Origin of the sequence: Paenibacillus sp. SC116, assembly GCF_024733555.1 — a bacterium.
Lineage (GTDB): Bacteria > Bacillota > Bacilli > Paenibacillales > Paenibacillaceae > Paenibacillus_B.
Map to the genome: position 1 here is coordinate 329,155 of NZ_JANIOF010000003.1, position 22,395 is coordinate 351,549.

General features: G+C 43.9%; 23 protein-coding genes. 17 read left to right on the plus strand and 6 right to left on the minus strand.

The features are described 5' to 3' along the window. The first annotated feature begins 71 nt into the window (after nucleotides 1–71). The 3 genes from NQ117_RS15630 (at nucleotide 72) to NQ117_RS15640 (ending at nucleotide 2,363) form a co-directional block, all read left to right on the plus strand. Nucleotides 72–875: a zinc ribbon domain-containing protein gene (locus NQ117_RS15630; RefSeq protein WP_258278952.1), complete on the plus strand. Its 804-nt coding sequence runs from the start codon at nucleotides 72–74 to the stop codon at nucleotides 873–875. A 244-nt stretch (nucleotides 876–1,119) separates the two neighbouring features. Next, nucleotides 1,120–1,914, plus strand: a complete 795-nt coding sequence (locus tag NQ117_RS15635; protein WP_258278953.1) for a TrmB family transcriptional regulator — start codon at nucleotides 1,120–1,122, stop codon at nucleotides 1,912–1,914. A gap of 137 nt (nucleotides 1,915–2,051) precedes the next feature. After that, nucleotides 2,052–2,363: a dipeptidyl aminopeptidase gene (locus tag NQ117_RS15640; protein ID WP_258278954.1), complete on the plus strand. Its 312-nt coding sequence runs from the start codon at nucleotides 2,052–2,054 to the stop codon at nucleotides 2,361–2,363. 122 nt (nucleotides 2,364–2,485) lie between these two features. Here the strand turns inward: NQ117_RS15640 and mscL are convergent, their stop codons facing one another. Continuing rightward, entirely contained in the window at nucleotides 2,486–2,977 is a 492-nt protein-coding gene (gene mscL, locus NQ117_RS15645; RefSeq protein WP_258279066.1) for a large conductance mechanosensitive channel protein MscL, read from the minus strand. A 411-nt stretch (nucleotides 2,978–3,388) separates the two neighbouring features. On the opposite strand from mscL, the gene NQ117_RS15650 reads away from it, so the two are divergent. Then, nucleotides 3,389–4,165 (plus strand): sporulation protein, encoded by a 777-nt coding sequence (locus NQ117_RS15650; RefSeq protein ID WP_258278955.1) that lies wholly within the window; start codon nucleotides 3,389–3,391, stop codon nucleotides 4,163–4,165. Between the two features lie 101 nt (nucleotides 4,166–4,266). Here the strand turns inward: NQ117_RS15650 and NQ117_RS15655 are convergent, their stop codons facing one another. The 4 genes from NQ117_RS15655 to NQ117_RS15670 form a co-directional block, all read right to left on the minus strand. Further along, on the minus strand, nucleotides 4,267–4,548 hold the full coding sequence (locus tag NQ117_RS15655) for a transposase (protein WP_258278956.1): 282 nt from the start codon (nucleotides 4,546–4,548) through the stop codon (nucleotides 4,267–4,269). Nucleotides 4,549–4,740: 192 nt separating this feature from the next. Then, nucleotides 4,741–5,349 (minus strand): TVP38/TMEM64 family protein, encoded by a 609-nt coding sequence (locus NQ117_RS15660; RefSeq protein WP_258278957.1) that lies wholly within the window; start codon nucleotides 5,347–5,349, stop codon nucleotides 4,741–4,743. 58 nt (nucleotides 5,350–5,407) lie between these two features. Beyond that, the gene (locus tag NQ117_RS15665) at nucleotides 5,408–6,586 is read right to left on the minus strand and encodes an MFS transporter (RefSeq protein WP_258278958.1); all 1,179 of its coding nucleotides are present in this window, start codon (nucleotides 6,584–6,586) and stop codon (nucleotides 5,408–5,410) included. Nucleotides 6,587–6,722: 136 nt separating this feature from the next. Further along, nucleotides 6,723–7,751, minus strand: coding sequence for a serine hydrolase domain-containing protein (locus tag NQ117_RS15670; RefSeq protein WP_258278959.1), 1,029 nt, complete (start codon nucleotides 7,749–7,751; stop codon nucleotides 6,723–6,725). A gap of 356 nt (nucleotides 7,752–8,107) precedes the next feature. Here NQ117_RS15670 and NQ117_RS15675 point away from each other — a divergent pair, with 356 nt between their 5' ends. The 12 genes from NQ117_RS15675 (at nucleotide 8,108) to NQ117_RS15730 (ending at nucleotide 19,209) form a co-directional block, all read left to right on the plus strand. Continuing rightward, complete coding sequence (locus NQ117_RS15675) at nucleotides 8,108–8,296, plus strand: hypothetical protein (protein ID WP_028596733.1); 189 nt, start codon at nucleotides 8,108–8,110, stop codon at nucleotides 8,294–8,296. A 738-nt stretch (nucleotides 8,297–9,034) separates the two neighbouring features. Further along, nucleotides 9,035–10,135 (plus strand): cytochrome c oxidase subunit II, encoded by a 1,101-nt coding sequence (gene coxB / locus NQ117_RS15680; protein WP_258278960.1) that lies wholly within the window; start codon nucleotides 9,035–9,037, stop codon nucleotides 10,133–10,135. 92 nt (nucleotides 10,136–10,227) lie between these two features. Beyond that, a complete protein-coding gene (gene ctaD / locus NQ117_RS15685) occupies nucleotides 10,228–12,078 on the plus strand; it encodes a cytochrome c oxidase subunit I (RefSeq protein ID WP_258279067.1) in 1,851 nt (616 codons plus the stop codon). Beyond that, the gene (locus tag NQ117_RS15690) at nucleotides 12,075–12,695 is read left to right on the plus strand and encodes a cytochrome (ubi)quinol oxidase subunit III (protein WP_028596730.1); all 621 of its coding nucleotides are present in this window, start codon (nucleotides 12,075–12,077) and stop codon (nucleotides 12,693–12,695) included. Before ctaD ends, NQ117_RS15690 begins: the two co-directional genes overlap by 4 nt. Before the next feature lie 3 nt (nucleotides 12,696–12,698). Next, the gene (locus tag NQ117_RS15695; protein WP_028596729.1) at nucleotides 12,699–13,022 is read left to right on the plus strand and encodes a cytochrome C oxidase subunit IV family protein; all 324 of its coding nucleotides are present in this window, start codon (nucleotides 12,699–12,701) and stop codon (nucleotides 13,020–13,022) included. A gap of 173 nt (nucleotides 13,023–13,195) precedes the next feature. Continuing rightward, entirely contained in the window at nucleotides 13,196–14,104 is a 909-nt protein-coding gene (gene ctaG, locus NQ117_RS15700) for a cytochrome c oxidase assembly factor CtaG (RefSeq protein WP_258278961.1), read from the plus strand. Nucleotides 14,105–14,150: 46 nt separating this feature from the next. Then, nucleotides 14,151–14,612: a DUF420 domain-containing protein gene (locus NQ117_RS15705; protein ID WP_258278962.1), complete on the plus strand. Its 462-nt coding sequence runs from the start codon at nucleotides 14,151–14,153 to the stop codon at nucleotides 14,610–14,612. Nucleotides 14,613–14,814: 202 nt separating this feature from the next. Further along, a complete protein-coding gene (locus tag NQ117_RS15710) occupies nucleotides 14,815–15,534 on the plus strand; it encodes a hypothetical protein (protein WP_258278963.1) in 720 nt (239 codons plus the stop codon). 126 nt (nucleotides 15,535–15,660) lie between these two features. After that, nucleotides 15,661–16,053, plus strand: a complete 393-nt coding sequence (locus NQ117_RS15715; RefSeq protein WP_258278964.1) for a GntR family transcriptional regulator — start codon at nucleotides 15,661–15,663, stop codon at nucleotides 16,051–16,053. 22 nt (nucleotides 16,054–16,075) lie between these two features. Further along, the gene (locus NQ117_RS15720) at nucleotides 16,076–16,957 is read left to right on the plus strand and encodes an ATP-binding cassette domain-containing protein (protein WP_258278965.1); all 882 of its coding nucleotides are present in this window, start codon (nucleotides 16,076–16,078) and stop codon (nucleotides 16,955–16,957) included. Nucleotides 16,958–17,018: 61 nt separating this feature from the next. After that, entirely contained in the window at nucleotides 17,019–17,924 is a 906-nt protein-coding gene (locus NQ117_RS15725) for an ABC transporter ATP-binding protein (protein WP_258278966.1), read from the plus strand. Further along, nucleotides 17,917–19,209, plus strand: a complete 1,293-nt coding sequence (locus NQ117_RS15730) for an ABC transporter permease (protein WP_258278967.1) — start codon at nucleotides 17,917–17,919, stop codon at nucleotides 19,207–19,209. The genes NQ117_RS15725 and NQ117_RS15730 overlap by 8 nt, the downstream gene beginning before the upstream one ends. Nucleotides 19,210–20,068: 859 nt before the next feature. On the opposite strand, the gene NQ117_RS15735 is transcribed toward NQ117_RS15730, so the two are convergent. Further along, on the minus strand, nucleotides 20,069–21,031 hold the full coding sequence (locus NQ117_RS15735; RefSeq protein WP_258278968.1) for a D-alanyl-D-alanine carboxypeptidase family protein: 963 nt from the start codon (nucleotides 21,029–21,031) through the stop codon (nucleotides 20,069–20,071). Nucleotides 21,032–21,339: 308 nt separating this feature from the next. On the opposite strand from NQ117_RS15735, the gene vanG reads away from it, so the two are divergent. Continuing rightward, complete coding sequence (gene vanG, locus NQ117_RS15740; protein ID WP_258278969.1) at nucleotides 21,340–22,392, plus strand: D-alanine--D-serine ligase VanG; 1,053 nt, start codon at nucleotides 21,340–21,342, stop codon at nucleotides 22,390–22,392. Nucleotides 22,393–22,395: the final 3 nt, after the last annotated feature.

A 22,395-nucleotide genomic window follows, 5' to 3' on the forward strand; every position in this document is an offset into this window, starting at 1 on the left:
GTTTTCGTATGGGGCGTGTATAGGTTAATAAGGGTGATTATTTAATGTGGAAGAAGAGAGGGGAAGCCGGGATGAACCGTTTTCTGAAAAAAGTGAAAGAAGGCGCATCCAAAGCTTCTGAGAAAGCTCAGAATGTATTGGAATTGAATCGAGTCCAGTCTCAAATTGATGCGCTGCGTAAAGAGTGGGAACATAATACGTATGAAATAGGCCGTTTGGCTTTTGAAGCTTATAAGAACCAAGATTATGCTTCACTGGGCATTGAGATGGATGAACTGGCCCAAGCAAATGTTATATTGGAAGAAGAGATGGAGCGGCTGGAATGGAAACGCTGTGCGCTTCGCAACGAAAAGCGCTGTTCATGCGGTGAGATTGCACCGTGGTCCTCTAAGTTTTGTGCATCATGTGGCGATAGACTGCCAGATCCACCTGTTCGCGAAGTAGAGATTGAAGTGGATAGTATGAACGATGCACAGCATTATAAATTGGAAAATGAGGCGGATCACAAGGCTGAAGAGAAGGAGAACACGTATATTACCCTTCAGCAAACGCCAACTTCAATAGCATTTGACGACGCAAATGAGCGCGATGATGAAGTAGAGTCGCTATCGAGATATGCTAAAGCTGCCAAAGACAGCACATCTCCGAATCAACCGTATAGCCCGTACAACCAGTATGGTCAAGAAGACGAGGATGATGCTGATATCATGGAAATCAAGAAGCCTACCCCACAGGTAAATATCCGTGGAAGTGAGCGTTACATTCGTCAGCAGCCCGTAGAGCATGATCCTAATAGCCGAACGTGTTCCAAATGCTCAGCGGCAGCTCCGCTGGAAGCGAAATGGTGTGAGCGTTGTGGAGCCCCGTTTATTTAGGAAAGCTAGGTAAGGTGTGATCGATCAGGGCAAGTGTTAACACCATAATTTGTATGTAACTATGAACCTTGTCGGTCGTGGTACAATATGTTAAGACAGCGTCTGATAGGGTTGAAACGATTATGATGATAAAGTCGAACAGCCGGTAAGCTTCTAAAGCTTACTCCGGCTGTTTTGCCGTTTGCGAACATCTGCGAAAACGTTTGAAGAACACTTAGCAGCATAAGCTGAAGGGGGAAACGAGATGGACAGCTTGATTCAGCAGCTGCGTGACGTAGGATTTACCGAGTTGGAATCCAAATTGTTAATTCTGCTCTCTGAACAAGGATCAATGACAGGCTATGAAGCGGCGAAGAAACTGGGAATATCGCGATCCAATGTGTATGCTGCGCTGCAGCGGTTGGTCGATCAAAGCTTCGTACTGCATGCAGTAGGCGAACCATCGCACTATGCTGCGATCGATCCAGCACAGCTTTCGAAGACGATTGCTGATAGGATGCAAGCTTCGCTGCGTTACGTAGAAGAGCACATGCCTTCACATAAGCAGGAGCTATCATTTTTTTATAGCATAGAAGGCGATAAAATAGTAGCAGAGAAGATTGGACAAGTCATTGCTGCAGCTGAAACTGAAATCATTGTAGAAATGACGTCCCGAGATGGAATGCTAGTGCAGCATGCTCTACAGCAAGCGGAAAATCGTGGCGTGAAAGTGCTGTGGTCGATTAGCTCTACTGAGGAGCAGCTGCCAGCTTCGAGCTTGCTTGCTTCCCGTGGAGGACAGATAGACCAGCATCTTGCGGGCAGGCGTTTTACGATGATTATTGATCGGAACATTGCTTGCATAGGGATGCGAAGTGCGGCTGAAGAAGCGAAGCTGTTGTATACGGAGCATCCGGTTATGACGGAGTACGTGCTTAGCCGTTTTATTCAGGACATTATATTATTTGAATTGGAACAGCAGCTTACAGAAGAGCAGCGGCAGCAATTTGGCCCATACTTTTCACGCTTATGGGAACCCTATTTGAACAAGGAAATGTAGCGTGAAAAGGGAAACAGGCTGCCTGTTTATGTTATCGTTCACTAATATGTCATCATTTACATGAAACGCCGGATGGCGTTAATTCGTAAACAACTAGTAAGAATAAATGGCAAGAAGTCAGCTGAGGAGGAAATACGATGGTGGAAGTCATAGTTCACTTTGATGTTCATGAACGGGATGGTGATATTCTTCAATTGCGAGGGTTGGTGATGACAGGGCCAGGCGAGAGGCCAACCATTTCTCAAGTGGAAAATATGCTGCGTTCGATGGATTATCAGGTGACCGCGGAAGATAGTGAGCACTATGTGTATGTTCCTGCTGAAGCTGGAACAGAAGTAAAGAAGATCGAAGTCCGTAAGATGGACAATGGGGAAGAAGAATTTTCGATCGATCCACATATGAAAATGATTGTGCAAAATTTAATGGGCAAGCCGCATCGACCAATGTAAATTTGCGATTTGTTCTGTAAAAAAGGGGCTGTCTCCGTCATGTTATGTGCTCAGTTAATCTGACCATAACACGGGAGGCAGCCCCTATTTATGTTATTTTATAACGTTAATGAATCGATAGCTTAAGCCTGTGCACTCGCTTCTGCCAATTGAGATGTACAGCTTGGGCAGCGTGTCGCTTTAACAGGAATATCAGTTACACAGTAAGGACAGGATTTCGTAGTTGGATCAGCCGCGACTTCTTCTTTGCGGTGCAGCATGTTGATGATTTTTACAAGTCCAAATACAGCAAATGCAACGAGTAGGAAATCAATAACGACGTTAACGAATTGCCCGTATGCAATAACGGCTGCGCCTGCTGTTTTTGCTTGTGCAAGCGATGTAATCGGAGAGCCGTCAGGCATTGTAATGCTAGGATCTAGGTTTATGAACAGATCAACAAAGTTCACTCCACCAAGTAATTTACCGATTGGCGGCATAATAAGGTCGTTAACGACCGATGTTACAATTTTACCAAACGCAGCACCGATAATAACACCGACAGCTAGATCGACGACATTACCGCGCATAGCGAATGTTTTGAATTCATTTGCAAAAGATTTAATAGAACCCATCATTTCAACTCCTATAGTATTTTAATATTTATATGGAAATAACCTGTACTGGTTATCGATAATTGCAAACGAACATATTTCTTTACCCCATATATCCTGAAGTGAAACAGGGATTCAAATCCTGTTTATCAACAGCATGCCCAACACTTTCTTTCTTCATAAACAGGTACTTTATGTGGGAACGGCACAAGTGTCGCTTTGTCACTTTATCACTATATTAATTGTTGTTCAAGGCTTGGATATAAACGGAAATTCATTCTTGAATAGGAACGGAAATATCTTTTGAAACAATTGGAAGTGGTAGGCCGTATATAGTAGTATTGGTTTGCATGGATTACAGAAGAGGTAAGTTTGGATCCCATTTAATCTGGCGCCATTTCAGTTTAATATCACAATCGGAGGATGGTAATCATGTCATTGTTTAACCGTATTTTAGCTAGTGTAGGTATCGGTTCTGCAAAGGTTGACACGCTGTTGGAACGCAATCGCTATGCGCCGGGTGAGCAAGTGTCAGGAGTCGTCAAACTACAAGGCGGTCAAGTTCAACAGCAGGTAGACGCCATTCATCTTAAGCTTATGACTCAATATACAAAAGAATCAAATGATTCGAAGCATCAGGTCAACCATGAGCTAGTCCGTTTCAAAGTAAGCAGTGCATTCACATTGCAGCCGAATGAAGTTCGCGAGCTGCCATTTACAATCGTGCTGCCTCCACATACGCCGCTTACGATTGGTCGTGCTCCCGTATGGTTGAAGACAGAATTGGATATTGCCAATGCTGTTGATCCATCTGATAACGACCTTATCGAAATTGCACCTAAAGTAGAGCAAAGCATCGTTATTGATGCCTTGAACCGTCTTGGCTTCCGCTTGCGCAAAGCAGAATGCGAGTATGCACCGCGTCTTGGTGGGGCAGTTCCGTTCGTGCAAGAGTTCGAATTTGTTCCGACTACGTACTTTAAAGGCGACCTCGATGAGTTGGAGGTTATTTTCTACCCGAAAGAACATGAGATGGAAATCCTCGTTCAAATTGATCGACGCGCTAAAGGTCTAGGCGGCTGGTTGGCTGAAGCGATGGATATGGATGAGACATTCGTACGCTTTAACTTGCCAAATGATGAGTGGAAGCGTCTTGGCCCTGATGGTGCTTCAAATCATCTATCCAATATGATTCGTCGTTATATTTAATTGTAATACAGTCCTGTGAACAGCAAGAACCTTCAGCCTACGCTTATACAGCGGCAGGTTGAAGGTTCTTTTTTTGCATCGTGTAGCATGTATGACGCTACCTATTTGTCTCCACGATCAATATGCTTGCGTGGATGGACTTGCTTCGGTGGTGGAATGTCTTTATCGGCTTCTGGGACTAAGCGTTCGTCTGTCATGCCTTGATGATGATTATCGTACGAAAATTCCTTAAGTTCCCACTCGGTAGCACCTAGCTGCGGATCGGTAGGGAAGTGCTGCCCTCGGTGAAGAGTTTCCACACGTCCCCATTCGTTCGTATAGATACCGTCTACCTCCACACGATCGCGTGACATCGGGTGCATCTCATGTTGTTCTTTGCTCATGGACACGTTGCTCCTTTCAGCCATCCGCTCTACAGCCTTGTCTTCTCATACACATTTGCAATGGAGGACACTGTATCGCTAAGCATAACGTGCCCTATGCGCATAGGACTTATTCTTACGCGTTATTTGCCTAAGGTTCTAGGCGTTTATACGGTACTTATTCGCTTTTGCGCTTGTTTATTATTTGCAAAATTATTTGTGCTGATAACGTCCTTCTAGCTTCTTGCCTCCGTACCACAACAGCCAAAGTGCAGCAGCAACAAGTAGTAAGCGCCAAGGCTGCTCTACGAATCCTTTCCAATCGTGACCGAGGAATGCCATCAAGAAAATCATGACGGACTTTCCAGCCATCACGGCAATCATAAAGGTGCGGAACGGGATTGTACTAATACCGGCTGCAACGTTTATGAGTACGGAAGGAGTGAATGGGAAGCATAACAATATGAAAATAGGCGTAAACCCTTTTGATTCAATCCAGTTGAAAAACTTTTGTGTACCCGGCAATCTTTTCTGAATGTACATACTAAATCGACCACCAAACCTGCGTGCCAGCCAAAAGACAGCAAATGAGCCAAGGCATACCCCGATCCATGAGTATAAGAAGCCAAACCACAGCCCGTAGGATGCGGCGTTGGCAACTACGAACACAAACAGAGGCAGTGCCGGAAAGAACGATTCTACAAATGGAAGTAAAATTCCAGGTAAAGGGCCAAGTGCAGAATATTTTTGCAGTAACATCTCTACTTGCGCTATATCTATTTCTTTTGCGAAAGCAATAAAATCATGGAACCAGTCCCACATAATAGTTCGAACACCTCTCCCATTTCACTACATGATTACTCTATTTTTATAGGTTTCTTTATTTTTCTGCAAACCAGCGTGCAGGGAACAACCAGTAGACGATAGCAATGATGCTGAATAGCCCTGCGCTAAACCAAATTACCGTAGAAACGGAAAATGCATCAGCGATTAATCCACCAACGATGGGGCCGATCAAGACCCCGATATTCTCAACTGTTGAGAGTAGGCTCCAGCCAAGTCCTTTTTGTGCCGGAGGCACATACAAGGCTAGCAAGGCATTCCATGCTGGCAGCACGGCCGCATAGGAAATACCGAGAATGACAGCTAGTGCATAGGCCATGATGACACCAGGTTGCATCGAAAGCGATGCCAGTGTAAGTCCGAAGATGGCAAAGCCAACAATAAGAAAAGGCTTGCGGCCTACGCGATCTGACCATTTGCCCATTGGCACGAGGCCAACTACGGTGCACCCTCCCCCGATTAATAGGAGTAGGGAATATTGTCCACTGGATAAGGACAAAGATTGCTCAGCGAACTTCGGTAGTATCGGAACGAGCATGCTTGCGCCTAACGTTTGCAGGATCATGCCCGGCAATAATGGTTTCATTGCCGATAAGCGTTCACGCAGCACGGCAAATTGTTCTTTGAATGGAACAGGTGACGCAGACACTTCGCTATTTCTTCCTCGCGGTAAGAAAAAGCTGAGTGCAAGCGCAATGGCGGTTAGTCCTAGCAGTAGTGCGTATGCAAGGTGCGGTGTATAGTCGAGCACTATATTTAATACGACCGGGCCAGAGCCCATTCCAACGAGCCAGATCGTATATAGGAATCCCATCTGAGCGGCACGCTGTTCTGTGTTTACTTTTGTCAGACAGACGAGCCATACAGGTGACATGCCCACACCATATACAGCGGAGGCTAGTATGAATATCCAAGGATTATTGCCCCAGTGATACAATCCGATACCGCCCAGAGAAATAAGCAGCCCACATATGACGATTAACTTGGATGAGAAACGATCCAGTAAATAGCCGATAAATATTTTAAGTACTGTATCTGTTAAGTAATGCGCCGTTATAGCCGTACCGATAATTCCTAACGTAATACCAAGTTCTTTCTCCCCAAATATCGGGATAAAGCTAAGCACTGTTGCTCCTCGTACGAATTCCACAAGGAGTAAAATGACGGCCAACAGCGCGATGTCAGATGATAGTCCTAGCTTTCGAATTGATTTCAAACGAGACGCTCCCTTTTCACGTGTTGTAAGTTGCACAATTTTGATATGTAATCTGGATTGGCATACTTAAATTGTAACCTGTCCATTATATCGTGCGCCAATCTGGTTTTCCAATGAATGGGGAACAATTGGCCTGTTACTGTGTAATAGCTGGGAGTAAGAACTGCTCCAGCCATTGTGCAGGATGACGCCAACGCTTCACCTTGGAGTCGGCAGCCCATACTGCTGTGATGCCCAGTTTAGGGATGACAAATATGAGCTGACCACCGTATCCCATTGCACAAGCAGCATCTATGCCGTTCAATTGATGGCACCACCACTGGTATCCGTAAGCACCGTATCCGGGAGCGCCTTCGCTGTGCGCAGTTATGGTTTCATGTACCCATGAAGCGGGTATTAATGACGTTAGGACGTTATTTGTGGTCACGTATCCTTCATTTAGAAGGAGTTGTCCGATCGACAGCATATCCCGTCCTGTTAAAGATAAGCCGATATGGCCGGCAGCATCGCCGTCAGGAGAACGTTCCCATCTATAATTGGATATGCCAAGCGGTCGAAATAAATACTGTTCTGCAAATTGATCAGCAGGCATTCCAGTTTTCAACGTTAGCAGCACAGATAGAAGGTGCGAGTCGATGCTGCGGTATTGAAAACGTCCGTGCATATTCGGTTGAATCGGCAGCCTAGTCGCAAAGCGTCTCCAGCTTGGACTACTGTGAAAACGCTGGATCCAGCGCTCGCTCATACGGCTGTTTGTTTCCCATTGCAGCCCAGTTGTCATGGTGAGCAAATGATACAAAGTTAGGTGCTGCCACAAGGCGTTAGACTTTATAGGCGTTGGCATATAGGGCTCCAGCAGAGGAACGATTGATTCGTGCGTATCGATCATATTTCCTTGCTGCTGTGCGATGCCGATAAGCAGGCTCATCAATGATTTCGTAGCGGAACGCAGATCATGAAGCGTATGCTCATCCGTACCGTGGTAATAGCTCTCATGAACGAGCTTGCCGTCGCGTGCTAGAAGAAAGCAGCGGAGTTTCGGCCACTGTTCCGGGAGCTGCGTTAGAGCGGACTGAAATCGATCAATGTCCATTCCTGCCTCTGTAGGACAAATGAACCTTGTCCAGTGCGAATTTTTTGCCGTATTATGGGTAGTGAAAGACATTAAGCAAATCCTCTCTGTAAATGAAATGTTGTCTAAGAGATGTTTTGTCCCATCATTTTTTGAAACAAGCATGTTTATATGCAACATATGACCATGATTTGACGTTGTTCATATCATAACCATTATAGCTTGCAACGATTTTGGAAATGCGGGAATAGGAGAGCGATAACTCTAAATATAATCCATGTATAATTGTCCCCTATGCACAAATGTCCAAGTTAGAAGTGGGTGATTTTGCACTTCGTGTGAATATGTTATAATAGGGACTATTAGGTTGCAAATTCCAGCGTTATAAGCGAAGTCCGTTACTTCTCCGTCGGGGAGATTGATCTACAACGCTTTAGGAGGGAATTTTCATGGCTGCAAAAGGTCACAACGAAGTGAGAGAAAGCTTGTTGGAGATGACACGAATTTTTCGTCCCAAGAATCCACGGAAGTTCGTGAAGGAATATATCCGGAAGTATCGGATAACGGGAGGCTATGAAGACGAACTAACCCAGCTTGTAGAAAATGAACTAGGTAAGATGGACACAAGCGCATCCTAAAGTGTGTAGATGAAATGTGATTTTTAATATGGCAAATGAATTAGGAATAGGTTAGTCGTATCAGACGTATCCAGTGGATGCGTCTTTTTTTGCATTTTATTTGATCGATGGGGATATGGGAAGTTTCCAAAAAAGTGATCATTGTGTGAAAAGGGAGCCCAATGAGCGTTTTTCACAACCAGTAAAGTGAATAACTGATGAACAGCTTTAAATAAACTAATAAGGAACTCCATTTATAAGAGACGATATGGAGGAGAAAAGGGGGAGAATAGCTCTCAAAAAAATGGCCGACAAATTTCGTTGATGTCATTCGACGCGATATGAGATCTTTCGTCATGAATAATAATAGATAATTTTATAATTTGTAAACGCTTGCAAAGTCTTTTGCTGAGCGGTATTATCCTATATTTGAACACTTTGTGAACTAGTAGGTAATCGTTGACAAATAAAAATATGGAAATTATATTTAGGTGAGTGATTGCATTTATTGACAGGGTTGTGACATCAGCGCTGAAATTGATCGTGTCCTTTTGCTAGCTTGGAATGCGCGAAGAGCCAGCTAATGGGCCGTCAAATGGTTACGTGAATCAGCCAGTAGCTTCATCGTTTATTGCATCTATCGCAAGTCTATTTCTATTTGAAGTAATAGCACACGTATGGAGTAATGGAGGATAAGCTTATGCAGAGCAAAAATACCCTAATCAGCATCAACGAAAAAGTACAAAGTGGGGTTGATGAATGATGAAACGGTGGCAGTTTAGTAAGCGTCTTCTTCCGCTGTTAGCCGGGCTCGTCTTGCTTTTAAGCGCTTGTGGTCGTGAGGATTTATCGACTCTCAACCCGCAAGGTTCGATTGCACAGTCGCAGTTCGACTTGATGAAGCTGTCGATTGGTATTATGACAGGCGTAGTGGTGATCGTATTCGGACTTTCCCTCTACGTTCTCGTACGCTATCGTCGGAAGCCAGGCGATAAGTCGATTCCGAAGCAGGTAGAAGGCAGTCATAAGTTGGAGATCATTTGGACGGTTATTCCGATTATCCTTTTGGTTATCCTGGCTGTTCCAACATTGAAGTATGTATTTGCCTTTGCCGAGGATTATAGCAAAGACGAGAATGCAGTTAAAGTAAAGGTAACAGCACATCAGTACTGGTGGGAATTCGAGTATCCCGAGTACAAGATTAGAACCGCACAAGATTTAGTTATTCCCGTTGACAAGAAAATTGCAGTAGAACTCAGCACGAAAGACGTGCTCCACTCCTTCTGGATCCCTTCCCTTGCTGGTAAGATGGACACCAACCGCACAGACAGCTTAGATAAAGGCAACAAGAATAAAATGCACTTTGATGCAAAGGAAGAGAATGTTTACCGTGGTAAGTGCGCCGAGCTTTGTGGACCTTCTCACGCGTATATGGATTTCAAAGTAAAGGCAGTCAGCCAAGATACATTTGATGCTTGGGTGAAAGAGATGCAGGCTCCAGCTAAGCCGTTTACAGGTGATGCAGCGGTATCTGAAGTATTTAAGCAAAGCTGCTTGTCTTGCCATGCCGTTGAGAATGAGCCTAAGACAGCGCCGAACTTGAAGGGGATAGGAAGCAGAGAAGCGATAGGCGGTATTTTGCTTAACCGTGAGAATGTTTCAGAGACCCTTGATCAGGCGAAGATCGAAAATCATTTGCGCAAATGGATTAAAGAAACGGACGATGTGAAACCGGGCAATAAGATGGGTGTCATTAAATTGACTGATCCAGAGCTCGATCAGATCGTAGACTATTTGGCTAATTACAAGCTGGATTCACTTGAAAAGATCAACAATGGTATTCCTAACGTCGAAGAATAAGCATAGGTAAGAAACAGAAATAAGCATCTTCTAGGGGAGGGGTTACGGCCTTGGCTCATACAGCACATACAGTCAAGCGGTACACCGGTATTATGGACTGGCTTACGACGGTCGACCATAAGAAGATCGGCATTTTGTACCTCCTTGCCGGCGGTTTGTTCTTCGGCATTGGCGGTATCGAAGCGATCTTGATCCGAATTCAGTTAATTAAGCCGCTTAATGATTTAGTAAGTGAACAAGCTTTTAATGAATTGATTACGATGCATGGCACGACGATGATATTCCTCGGTGTCATGCCGATTATATTCGCCTTAATGAATGCGATTGTCCCATTGCAGATCGGTGCGCGAGATGTAGCGTTCCCGTTCTTGAATTCCCTTGGTTTCTGGACGTTCTTGTTCGGTGGCCTTTTGCTCAACTTGAGCTGGATCGTAGGGGATGTTCCTGACGCAGGCTGGACATCGTATGTACCATTAGCGAATACCGAATATAGTCCGCATCACGGGGTAGACTTTTACACGATTGGGCTTCAAATATCGGGTCTAGGTACGCTCCTTGGTGGTATTAATTTCTTGGTTACCATTATTAACATGCGTGCACCAGGAATGACGTACATGCGGATGCCGATGTTCACATGGGCTTCCTTCATCACTTCTGCACTTATTTTGTTCGCATTCCCTGCTATTACAGTAGGTCTTATTTTGCTCATGTTCGACCGCTTATTCAGCGGAAACTTCTTTAACGTTGCCTTGGGCGGTAACCCTGTACTTTGGCAGCATATTTTCTGGATATTCGGACATCCTGAAGTTTACATTTTGATATTGCCAGCATTCGGTATCATTTCTGATGTACTCAGCACATTTGCTCGTAAGCGTTTGTTCGGATACAGCTCGATGGTATTCGCAACGATCCTTATCGGATTCTTAGGCTTCATGGTTTGGGCACACCACATGTTCACGGTTGGTCTCGGACCAGTAGCGAACGCATTGTTCTCAATTGCGACGATGTTGATCGCTGTACCGACAGGTATTAAGATCTTTAACTGGATCTTTACGCTGTGGGGCGGATCGATTAAGTTCACAGCAGCGAACTTGTATGCAATTGGATTTATTCCGACTTTCGTTATGGGTGGAGTTACAGGGGTTATGTTGGCGTCAGCGCCGGCAAACTTCCAGTTCCACGATACGTATTTCGTTGTTGCTCACTTCCACTACGTAATCGTAGGTGGTTTGGTGCTAGGTCTATTCTCTGGATTGCATTTCTGGTGGCCGAAAATGTTCGGTCGCACATTGTATGAAGGACTTGGTAAGGCAACGTTCTGGATGTTCTTTATCGGCTTCCAGCTGACGTTCTTCGTCCAGCACTTCCTTGGTTTGATCGGTATGCCGCGCCGTGTCGCAACGTATCTGCCGAATCAAGGCTTTGACACGATGAACATGATTAGTACAGTCGGTGCGATTATGATGGGTATCGGAACGCTTATGTTCTTGTGGAACATCTTCATTACTTCCCGTCAGCCTAAAAATGCGCCAGCTGATCCGTGGGAAGACGGTCGTACGTTGGAGTGGACGATTCCTTCGCCTCCTCCAGAATACAACTTCAAGCAGACTCCGCTAGTGCGCGGCTATGACGCTTGGTGGAAAGAGAAGATGGATGGCAACAAGGAGATGACTCCAGCTGAGCCGCTCGCTTCCATTCATATGCCTTCTCCAACCATTCTTCCGTTCTTTATGTCAGTCGGTTTGTTCATTGCAGGTTTCGGATTTATGTATGGAAGAGATCCGTTTGATAATGCAATTCTAGGATTCTTGTTCAATAACTATATTGTTTCGATCATTGGACTGGGTATTACATTTGGTTGTATGTTCCTTCGTTCCGTCTATGATGATCCTGGCTATCATATTGAAGTGGAAGAGCTCGAAGACAAGGGGGGAAGAGCATGAGTGCACACGGTCATCACGTAGAAGGCGAATGGCCTCATCAACCGGAAAATGCGACCCTGGAGGGTCGCAACAAAGTACTCGGCTTCTGGCTCTTCCTTGGCGGAGAGGCAGTGTTGTTCGGTACATTATTCGCAACATTCCTTGCTCTTCGTGATCAGGTCGGCGACGGTCCTACTGCTGCCGAACTGTTCAAGCTCCCGATCGTTGGAGCAGCTACGCTTATCCTACTTGTCAGTTCACTTACTAGTGTGTTCGCTGTTCAGGCGCTGCATCAGAATAAAGTGAAGGATCTGATTAAGTGGCTTATCGTAACCGTTCTATTGGGCTTTTCTTTCTTAGGACTAGAGATTTACGAGTTCGTTGAGTATATACACCATGGTCACAACTTTACGACGAGTGCGTTTAGTACCGCCTTCTATACGTTAGTTGGTTTCCACGGCGCTCACGTTGCATTCGGTGTCCTTTGGATCACGCTTCTAATTATTCAAGTGAAGAAGAAGGGTTTGAACCTTGTAACGGCTCCAAAGGTGTATGTGTCTGCTATTTACTGGCACTTCATCGACGTTGTGTGGGTATTCATCTTCACAGTTGTTTACCTAATGGGAAGGGTGGTGTAGACGATGGCGTCACAACAACAATCGTCTTCTAGCCATTCAAATCGTCGTCATAAGCACGAAGGGCGACAAAAGCACGTTGTTGCGTTTATTTTCTCCATCGTACTTTCACTGATTGCGTTTGCTGCCGTTGCTTCTGTAGCTGAAGTGAATGCAACCTTTATCATCATCATTTTGCTTGTTATGGCAGTGCTTCAAGTTATCATCCAGATGGCCTATTGGATGCATATGAAAGACAAAGGTCATTTACTGCCTGTCGTGTTTATGCTTGGCGGCGCCTTTGTCGCACTGACCTGTATCGTCATGGCTCTTTATTGGGTATGGTGGTAGGCGATTTTAAGTTTAACGTTGAATGAGTGCTGATCGCTTGTAGAGCATGATCAGAGCTTATTCGAGAACGATAGCATAATAGGAAGAGGTGGTGCGATGCACCGCCTCTTTTTCCGTAGAAGATTAAATGTGGCGAAACGATGACAGCTTGTTGATGAAAGGGGGAAGCAGCTATGTTTGGATTGGAGCAGTATTTTTCATTTGCCGATTTATGGAGCCCTTTGTTTCTCGTTGCCGCGTTGTTGGTTATTGTATTGTATCTTGGTTTAACAGGTTATTTTAGAGATCGGTTCCCTGGTTCCAAGCCTGTAACAAGGGGACAAAAAGTTAGCTTCATCGCAGGTGTACTACTTATTTATTTATCGCAAGGCGGGCCAATTGATCTGATGGGTCACTTGATGTTCACCTTCCACATGGTCATGATGTCGTTATGTTATATTATTGCCCCCCCTTTACTACTGATGGGGATTCCAGACTGGATGTGGAAGTTTCTCTTGGATCGTCCGCTGCTCCGTAAGTTGAAGTGGATGATGCATCCGATACTAACAGCCGTCCTATTCAATGTTTTATTTTCGTTCTATCATATCCCGGCTGTACATGATTACGTAATGCTAAATTACGGTGTGCACACGCTGTACTATATAGCTCTATATATTGCAGCTTTTATGATGTGGTGGCCTGTCGTTAATCCTGTCCCAGAATGGAATTTGATTAGCGATGTGAAAAAAATGGGCTATATTTTCTTGAATGGTTTGCTGATCACACCTGCCTGTGCGCTTCTTATCTTCGCGGATGAATCGTTATATGCGACCTATAATGATCCGAGTACATGGGCAGCGGCGATGGGCTATTGTGTATCTGGTAGCCCGGAGGCGTTGCTGGCAGCCTTTGATGGTCCTCAGTTTTTTAGCTGGTTTGATGTACGAGAGGATCAGCAGCTTGGTGGTATTTTGATGAAGCTTGTACAAGAAACGATGTACGGTATCGTTCTAGCTTATGTGTTCTCTCGATGGTTCCGTCGAGAGGGAAAAGATGATGATGTCGGAGATTCGACACCGAAAAGTGATTGGCAGAATGCATGATTTCGATATAATGGGAATGATAACTTGTAAGGAGGGATAATGCATCGTGGATATGTACTCACTATTCCCAACGATCAGTACGTTCTTTATTGTACTTAGTGCCATCTTGGTTGCGATCGGTTGGCGCCAGATTATTAAAGGCAAGCGCAAAGAGCATGAGCGGACGATGAAGCGTGCTGCAATTGCAGCTATTTTGTTCTTCATTATTTACGTATCTCGCACGATTTTCGTAGGAAACACATCATGGGGCGGGCCAGATTCGTTGAAGACGATCTACCTGGTGTTTCTACTCTTCCATATCGTGTTGGCGACCGTTGCAGCTGTGTTCGGATTGACGACCTTGTACTTAGGATTCAAAGCAAAGTATGACAAGCACCGCAAGCTTGGACGCGTTACAGCGACAATTTGGTTTATTACAGCGGCTACGGGTACGATGGTGTATGTGTTGTTGTATATTCTATATCCAGGCGGACATACGAAGCCAGTTATTGATGCCATTTTCGGCTAACTTCCATATTTCAAATGGGGACAACCTTTATTCAGACAGCTTGAGGGCTGCTTGGATAAGGGTTGTTTTTTGTGTGAAATGGGGGATGGAAAATACTACTTGACGACTGTGTATAGAGGTCATTATACTGTGTATAACAATATACACAGTAATCACAGTGAATTGTGGCCTGTGCGATTGAAAGGAAAGTAGGTGTCTCCTCATGAAAAGAGGTTGGCGGGATGCTTGGTTCATCGTGAAGCAAGAGTTTAGAACATCACCGATAGGGTTGCTGTTAACGTTATTGTTTATGGTGTATCTTTCAGTTATGACCTATCCGATGGTTCAGATGGTTTTTGATAAGGATGTCGGTATAATCTCGACCATCCTTATGGATTTCTATCTTGTTCTCATTTTTTTAAGCCTAGGGAATTTAATGAATCGCAGATCTACCCGCTATTTATCAGATGACTCTTACCGCAAATATGTAATAAAGCAACGTATTTTGCCAATCGGGATTGAAACAATTGTACGTGCTAGATATTTGCAACTTTGTATCCTAGCGCTAGTAAACGGTACTGTTTTCTTTTTCGTTAGCTATTTCGTTACTGGGTTGGGTGAAATAACAACTATTGGTTCCTATGTGCTATTTGTCCTGATAGGTCTAACACTCAATGTTTTGATAAATGTCTTTCTTACGTATTGTGAATGGAGAATGAGCGGAAAAAATTATATGTGGGTCGTGTTCCTTGTTATGGGCATTCATACGGTAGCTGCAATCATTATTAGTTTATGTGGAGGCTCGATCTTCAAGTCATTGATTTATATAACGAATGAATGGCCGATTCCAACTGCAATTGTAACGATCGTGGTGTTGAGTCAAGCGATTGTCTGGGGAATGAAGTCATCCTTACAAGTGCTGCGGCGAACGGACTTGTCTTGAACGGATATGCAGGAAGGAAATTTTCAGATTTGAGAACGAAAATAGATTGGCGTCATAGACGCATTGAATGGTTGACGTGTCACGCTCCGTGTAGTTGCGAGATCGATAAAGGAGGTGAACCGGCTTATGTTCATTCCGATACAGCTTGATGAGAATAGTAGCGAGCCACTGTATGCACAAATTAAAAGCCAGCTTAAAACGTTAATTTTGAGCGGACACATCGAGACGGGAACGTTATTACCATCGATTCGTGAACTAGCAGGTCAGTTAAGTTGCAGTGTCATTACAATACGGCGTGTGTATCAAGATTTAGAGCAGGAAGGGCTGCTGCGCACGAAGCAGGGTACAGGTACGTTTGTGGCACCGGTTCATCAAGGTGAACGCGAACAATTTCGTAAGCGAGCAGTTGAAGAAGCTATCATAGCGGCCATAGATGCTGCTAAGCAAATGCAGATAGATGAACAAGAATTGCGGGATATTTTTAATGAGATTGTACGAATACGGATGCGAAATGACTGAGGTTGAGGGGGAGGAGGTACTGATGATGAATGCCTATACACTGGAAGCAGTGGAGAAGCACCGTGATCATTTACGAGTTGGTCCGTTGAATGTTGAATTTCCAAATGGTTGTGTAACAGCTATCGTTGGCGTGAATGGTTCAGGCAAAAGTACGATGCTCAGCATGATGATTGGGCTTGCCCACCCAGACCAAGGGAATATATATTTCGGTCAGCAGATTGTCGATGCTGATCATGATTATGAGTGGAAGCAGCGGATTGGATATTTGCCAGAGCAGCCTAATAGCGAAGATGACTACAAGACTCCTGACCAATTAGCTACGGTGTATGCCTATTGGTATAAGAACTGGGACTGGCAGATCTACCAGACACTGATGGCCAAGTACGAGATCCCGCCAAGGACAAGACTTAACAAAATGTCCAAAGGGATGCGGCGAAAATGCGAGCTGATTATGATTTTGTCCTATCGTCCAGATGTACTGCTGCTAGATGAACCGTCATCAGGGTTGGACCCTGTTAGCTGGCGATATGTAATGGAAGATTTGCAGAAGTTCATGGACGATGGGGAGCGAACGATTATTATTGCTACGCACATCATTGATGAAGTAAGGCGCCTCGCCGATTATATTATGTTCTTGCATCGCGGCCAACTTGTCCAATTCGTGGAGAAAGATGAGTTGTTCGATGCTTGGAAGGAATATTGGTTCAATATTTCTGAGGCTGTTCAGTTAAAAGGTGCACCTGGTATCAAAGATACGATCCAAGATGGTGTTGGCGTGAGAATCATCGTAAATGATATTCCGCAGTTTGAAGTTTACTTGCAAGAGCATGACATTCAGCCAGTACGTGTTCAGACGGTGCCATTGGATGAGATTATGGTGCAATCGATTAAGGGTGTTAAGTAATTTGTTTATGATATAGCAAGATAGAGTAGATGGGTAAACGATGAGAGGAGAGATTAGGACGATGAAGACGTTACAGCTTGACCGAATCGTGAAGCAATATGGCGATAAGACGGCAGTCAATGAGATTAGCCTAAGTGTAGAAGCAGGGGAAATATACGGTTTGCTTGGTGCCAACGGTGCCGGTAAGACGACGACAATGCGAATGGTGCTCAGCCTTATTTACCCGGATGCGGGTCAAATTCTTTATAACGGCAAGCCCTATCATAAAGGTTTGGAGCAATTGTTTGGCTATTTACCAGAGGAGCGCGGCTTGTACCCGAAGGTTAAAGTTAGCGATCAAGTGATTTACTTAGCACAATTGCGCGGTATGTCCCGCAGTGATGCGGATAAGAGCTTGAAGTATTGGCTCGAGCGCTTCCAAGTGCCTGAGAACTACAACAAGAAGATCGAGGAGCTATCCAAAGGGAATCAGCAGAAAATTGGTTTTATCGCTTCGATCGTTCACAATCCGAAGTTCATCATTATGGATGAAGCGTTCAGCGGTCTTGACCCTGTTAACGTGGAATTGATGAAAGAGACAGTTAAAGAATTACGCGACAATGGCGCGACGATTTTGTTCTCTACTCACCGCATGGAGCATGTCGAGGAATTGTGTCGTCAGACGACGATCCTCAAGAAGGGTGAGGCAGTTCTTCAAGGTACAGTCCGTGATCTGAAGGCGAAATATCCACGTGAGAAAGTGATTCTTCGCACGACTGGTGAAGTAGCTGGTTTGGAGCAAATTGCTGGCGTTAAGCAGGTTGATCGTACAGAAACCGGCTACATCATCAATATTGCTGATGAGTCTTCCGCACAGCATATTTTGCAGCAGGCGATGAGCCAGTCGACGGTAGAGCACTTTGAAGTGAAAGAACCGACGTTGAACGATATCTTCATTAAGGCAGTAGGAGGCGAGTCGAATGCGTAATGTGTGGACAGTAATCGGATTCTCTCTGAGAACGAAGCTGATGACGAAGGCATTTTTAATGACAACAGCTATATTGGCTTTGATCGTTACGATTGTGATGAACTTGCCGTTTATTATTTCGATGTTCGATGAAGAAGACCAAGCGATTAAAGTGGGTCTCGTGAAATCTTCATATCCTGCGATTGAGAAGTCGCTAGAAGAAGCATTCAAGCAGAAGCAAAATGAAATCATTCTTGTTCCTTATGATAATGCAACAGAAGAAGGTTTGTTGAAGGATGTAAAAGAAGGCATTATTACAGGATACTTGAAGTTTGAAGCTGCTGAACAAGGCGGCGAGCAGGCATTCCCGAAAGTGACGTATCACAGTGAGGAAGATCTGGACTTTGGGCTGCAAGGAGACATTACTGGTGTCCTTACAGTGTTGAAGACACAATGGATTGTAAAAGATTCGCTAACTGCGGATCAACAGCAGCAATTGAACCAACCCGTTTCCTTCGATACGAAGAAATTGAAGACAAGCGAAAGTGGTCAATTAGCGGAAGGAGGTGCTGAAGAAGAATCTTCCTTCAGTGCTGAATCGTTCGTTGTTACGTTCGCCTTGCTGATTCTGTTCTTTACCTCCATTCAGATGACAGGTAATATGATTGCTTCAGAAGTTACACAAGAGAAGAGCTCGCGTGTAATGGAGATCTTGATTACGAGCGTATCGCCGCTGGCGCAAATGTTCGGTAAAATCTTGGCGATGTTTATCCTTGGTATGATTCAAATTATGGCGTTTATCGCAGTAGCGGTTATTAACTTGCTCTTGCCGCACAACCAAGAAGCGCTTAAAGGACTAGATTTGGATATTTCAAAATTCGATCCGATGCTCGTTATCTATGGATTGATTCTATACGTGTTCGGTTACTTCTTGTACGCGACATTGTACGCTTCGATTGGTTCTATCGTCAGCCGTACAGAAGACTTGGCGCAAGCGGTACTGCCAATTACCTTCCTAAGCTTGGCTGCTTTCTACATCGGTATGTTCAGCGTATCTACGCCTAACTCGATGCTTGTAAAAGTAACATCGTTTATCCCGTTCTTCACACCGACTTCGATGCTGCTTCGTATCGGTTTGGGTGAATATCAGTGGTGGGAGTTCTGGTTATCGATTGTTATCCTGCTTCTATCCGTACTTGTATTCGGCTGGTTGGCAGCGAAGATTTACCGCACAGGCGTATTGCTCTATGGTAAGCGCCCTACGTGGAAAGAAGTTCGCAAAGCGATGAAGGCTTATAAGATTTAAGCGAGAGTATTGAATGTGTGAGTAATAGTTATAGTTGAGACTGATTACAACAATAAATGAGACAAATGATGGTACATGTTTGAGATATTGTATATTTGCCTGATAAGCCAAGACCCTTGGTTTATCAGGCTTTTTTCTATACGAATAACTTCTTGTACGTATATTTTTCAACTGAATGTAATGCTAATAATTACTTGGACCATTGCAATTGGTAAATCATAAAAAGCAATTAGAACCGCTATAAACCTTTGAAGCGCTCGGCTTGAGAAAAGTTCTAACGGTTACAATAGCCGTTATTTCTAAGAATACACGCAATTTTAAAATTTAACGGTTCTGGTAGCGCTTATTCCACAGAAATTAGCTGAATTTGCACGAAAATCATTAAGTAAGCTCGCTGATAACCGTTAGAAATCAAAATTGTTGAATAGGAGCGAATTAAACTCTGTGAGGTCCGTTAGCGTAGATGCCTTGCTGTTGACAGTTCCATGGAGGCATACTATTGGGTTGGTTATGTAGAGGACAAGCAAAAAGGAGGAGCTAGACATAATCATCTAGCTCCTCCCTTTCACCCTAAGCTATATCTTTCTAATCCATTTATAGAGTCTAAACAACAGGTATCCAACCGCAACCAGCGTTATTAATTGTGTAACTACAAGAAAAAATGTAAATATCATTAAAATCAGCCTCTGAAATATGCAGTCCTTTTAGCCTCTGCGATATAGTAATCTTGCCATTGCCAGCATACAACACATATAAATAGACATCAATTTGTCGATGGTTAAAGGTTATGAATATGCTCGTAGATAACTGATATTGCCCATATGATGGAGCCTACATTAGCTGCGAAATAGTTGATATATCACGACAAGGGGAGATGAAGCCTATCGAACCCATACATCAACAATTTCTTAGTTTCCTCGAAACGCGTGGCCTCAAACTCTGTTCCCATGACGACTGAAATGAGCCTGTTATCGCCTTGCTTGGCAGTTCCAGCAAAGCAGTAGCCTGCAAGATCAGTAAATCCTGTTTTCAGTCCGTCCATGCCTTCTATATATAATTCGAAATGTTGTGGATCAAGCATTTTATTAGTCGGATATAGAACGGAACCGTCACCCTCCATTTGATAAAATGAAAGCTTCGTAATCTCCACCAACTCCGGATACCGATTCAATAACTGCTGTGCTAATAAGGCCACATCTAAAGCCGTCATTTTTGATTCTTCACCATATTCATTATCAAGGCCTGTTGCATTCACAAAGTAAGTTCGCGGTGATAATTTCAATTGCTGTGCTTGCTCATTCATAAGCTGTGTGAAATCTTCCTCGCTTCCAGAAATATGTTCAGCTAGAGCAACTGAGGCATTATTCGCTGAAGCTATGAACATAGCATGAAACAGATCCTGGACGGTTATATGATCACCCACTTGCAATTGAACAGCTGCTCCTCCGATGTTTGCAGCATATGAGCTAACAATAACCTCATCATTCCATGCCAATGATCCATTTTCAATTTGATTGAGTACGATATACCCCGTCATCATCTTGGACATACTCGCTGGGGCAAGCGGTGTATTTTCATTTTTACTGTAAAGAATCTCTCCAGATTGAGCATCCATGACTACAGCTGCCTTCGCTTGAATAGTAGGCTTCTTAATGGATGGCTGAATACGCGGTTTACTAGCTAATGAATGAGCGTCAGATTTGTTAATAGATGATACATGAACAGGCTTAGATTCTTTATGGGTTGATTGAATATAAAAGTACAGCGCAAATGTAGTGATGATTAAAATGAGAAGAATGACTGGTTTCTTTAATGATTTCATGTTTTAACCTCCATAGTTATATACACCTAGTTTGAAATAATTAATTTAAATATGAAGAAAGAAAAAATAAAAAATTATTAAAGAAGGGTAGGGAGGGACATGAAAGGGTAACGGAAAAACGAATGATGTTTATCTATTTGACTGCCATTTCGGCATCATGAATATCACAATTTAAGAAAAACTTAATGGATACCCTACCTCTTTTTAAAAAGATTCTTGTATGCTTACGAACGGTAAGGATGACAACAAAGCTTAAAAGAAGTAGGTTTTTTTGCTTTGCTAAATAACAATTGTGGAGGGTTTACAAGATGGAAAAGAAAACGATTGCGGTACTATTTGGCGGCTGCTCCAACGAGTATGATGTTTCATTAAACTCAGCAGCTTCTGTGATTGAACATTTGGATACTGAAAAATATAACCTTGTCCTGGTCGGCATTACACGAGAAGGATCGTGGTTCAGATATCATGGAAGTATCGAAGATATACGCAATAACCGTTGGCATACACATCCCAGCTGCATACCTGCTTTTATTTCACCGAGCAGAGAAATGAGAGGGTTAATTGAGATAGCCCGTACAGAATATCGCGTTACGCCGATTGATATTGTTTTTCCAGTACTTCATGGTAAATATGGTGAGGATGGCACCTTGCAGGGACTTTTGGAGTTAGCAGGCATTCCGTTTGTGGGATGCAATATGCTGTCTTCCGCGATATGTATGGACAAGGAGGTTGCCCATACGTTAGTACAGGCAGCTGGTATCAACACACCGGGATCGTTAACCATGTACAAAGGCGAAAGTATGGAAGAAGTAGTGAAGGCTGCAAAAGAGATAGGATTTCCGCTATATGTAAAGCCGGCCAAGTCTGGTTCTTCTTTAGGAATAACAAAGTCGTTCAATGAGCAACAGCTGATAGAGGGGATCGAACATGCATTTCAGCATGACAACAAAGTTGTGATTGAACAAAATATCGATGGCTTTGAAGTGGGCTGTGCCATTCTGGGGCATGCTGACCCGATCATCGGCGTTGTTGATGAGATTGAATTAACGGGAGACTTTTTTGACTTTACCGAGAAGTATACGTTGAGTTCTTCGAGAATCCATCTGCCCGCTCGTATTGATGCGGATACAGCGAATAGGGTAAAGGAGACAGCGATGATAATTTATCGAACGCTTGGTTGCAGAGGATTTGCACGTGTGGACATGTTCCTTACTCCGGAGGGGAATATCGTATTTAATGAGGTCAACACGATCCCTGGGTTTACAGCGCATTCTCGATATCCCAATATGCTTCGTGCGAGCGGAATCGGTTATTCAGAAATTCTTGATCGACTGCTGCAGCTAGCAGTTACGGAGGCATGAGAC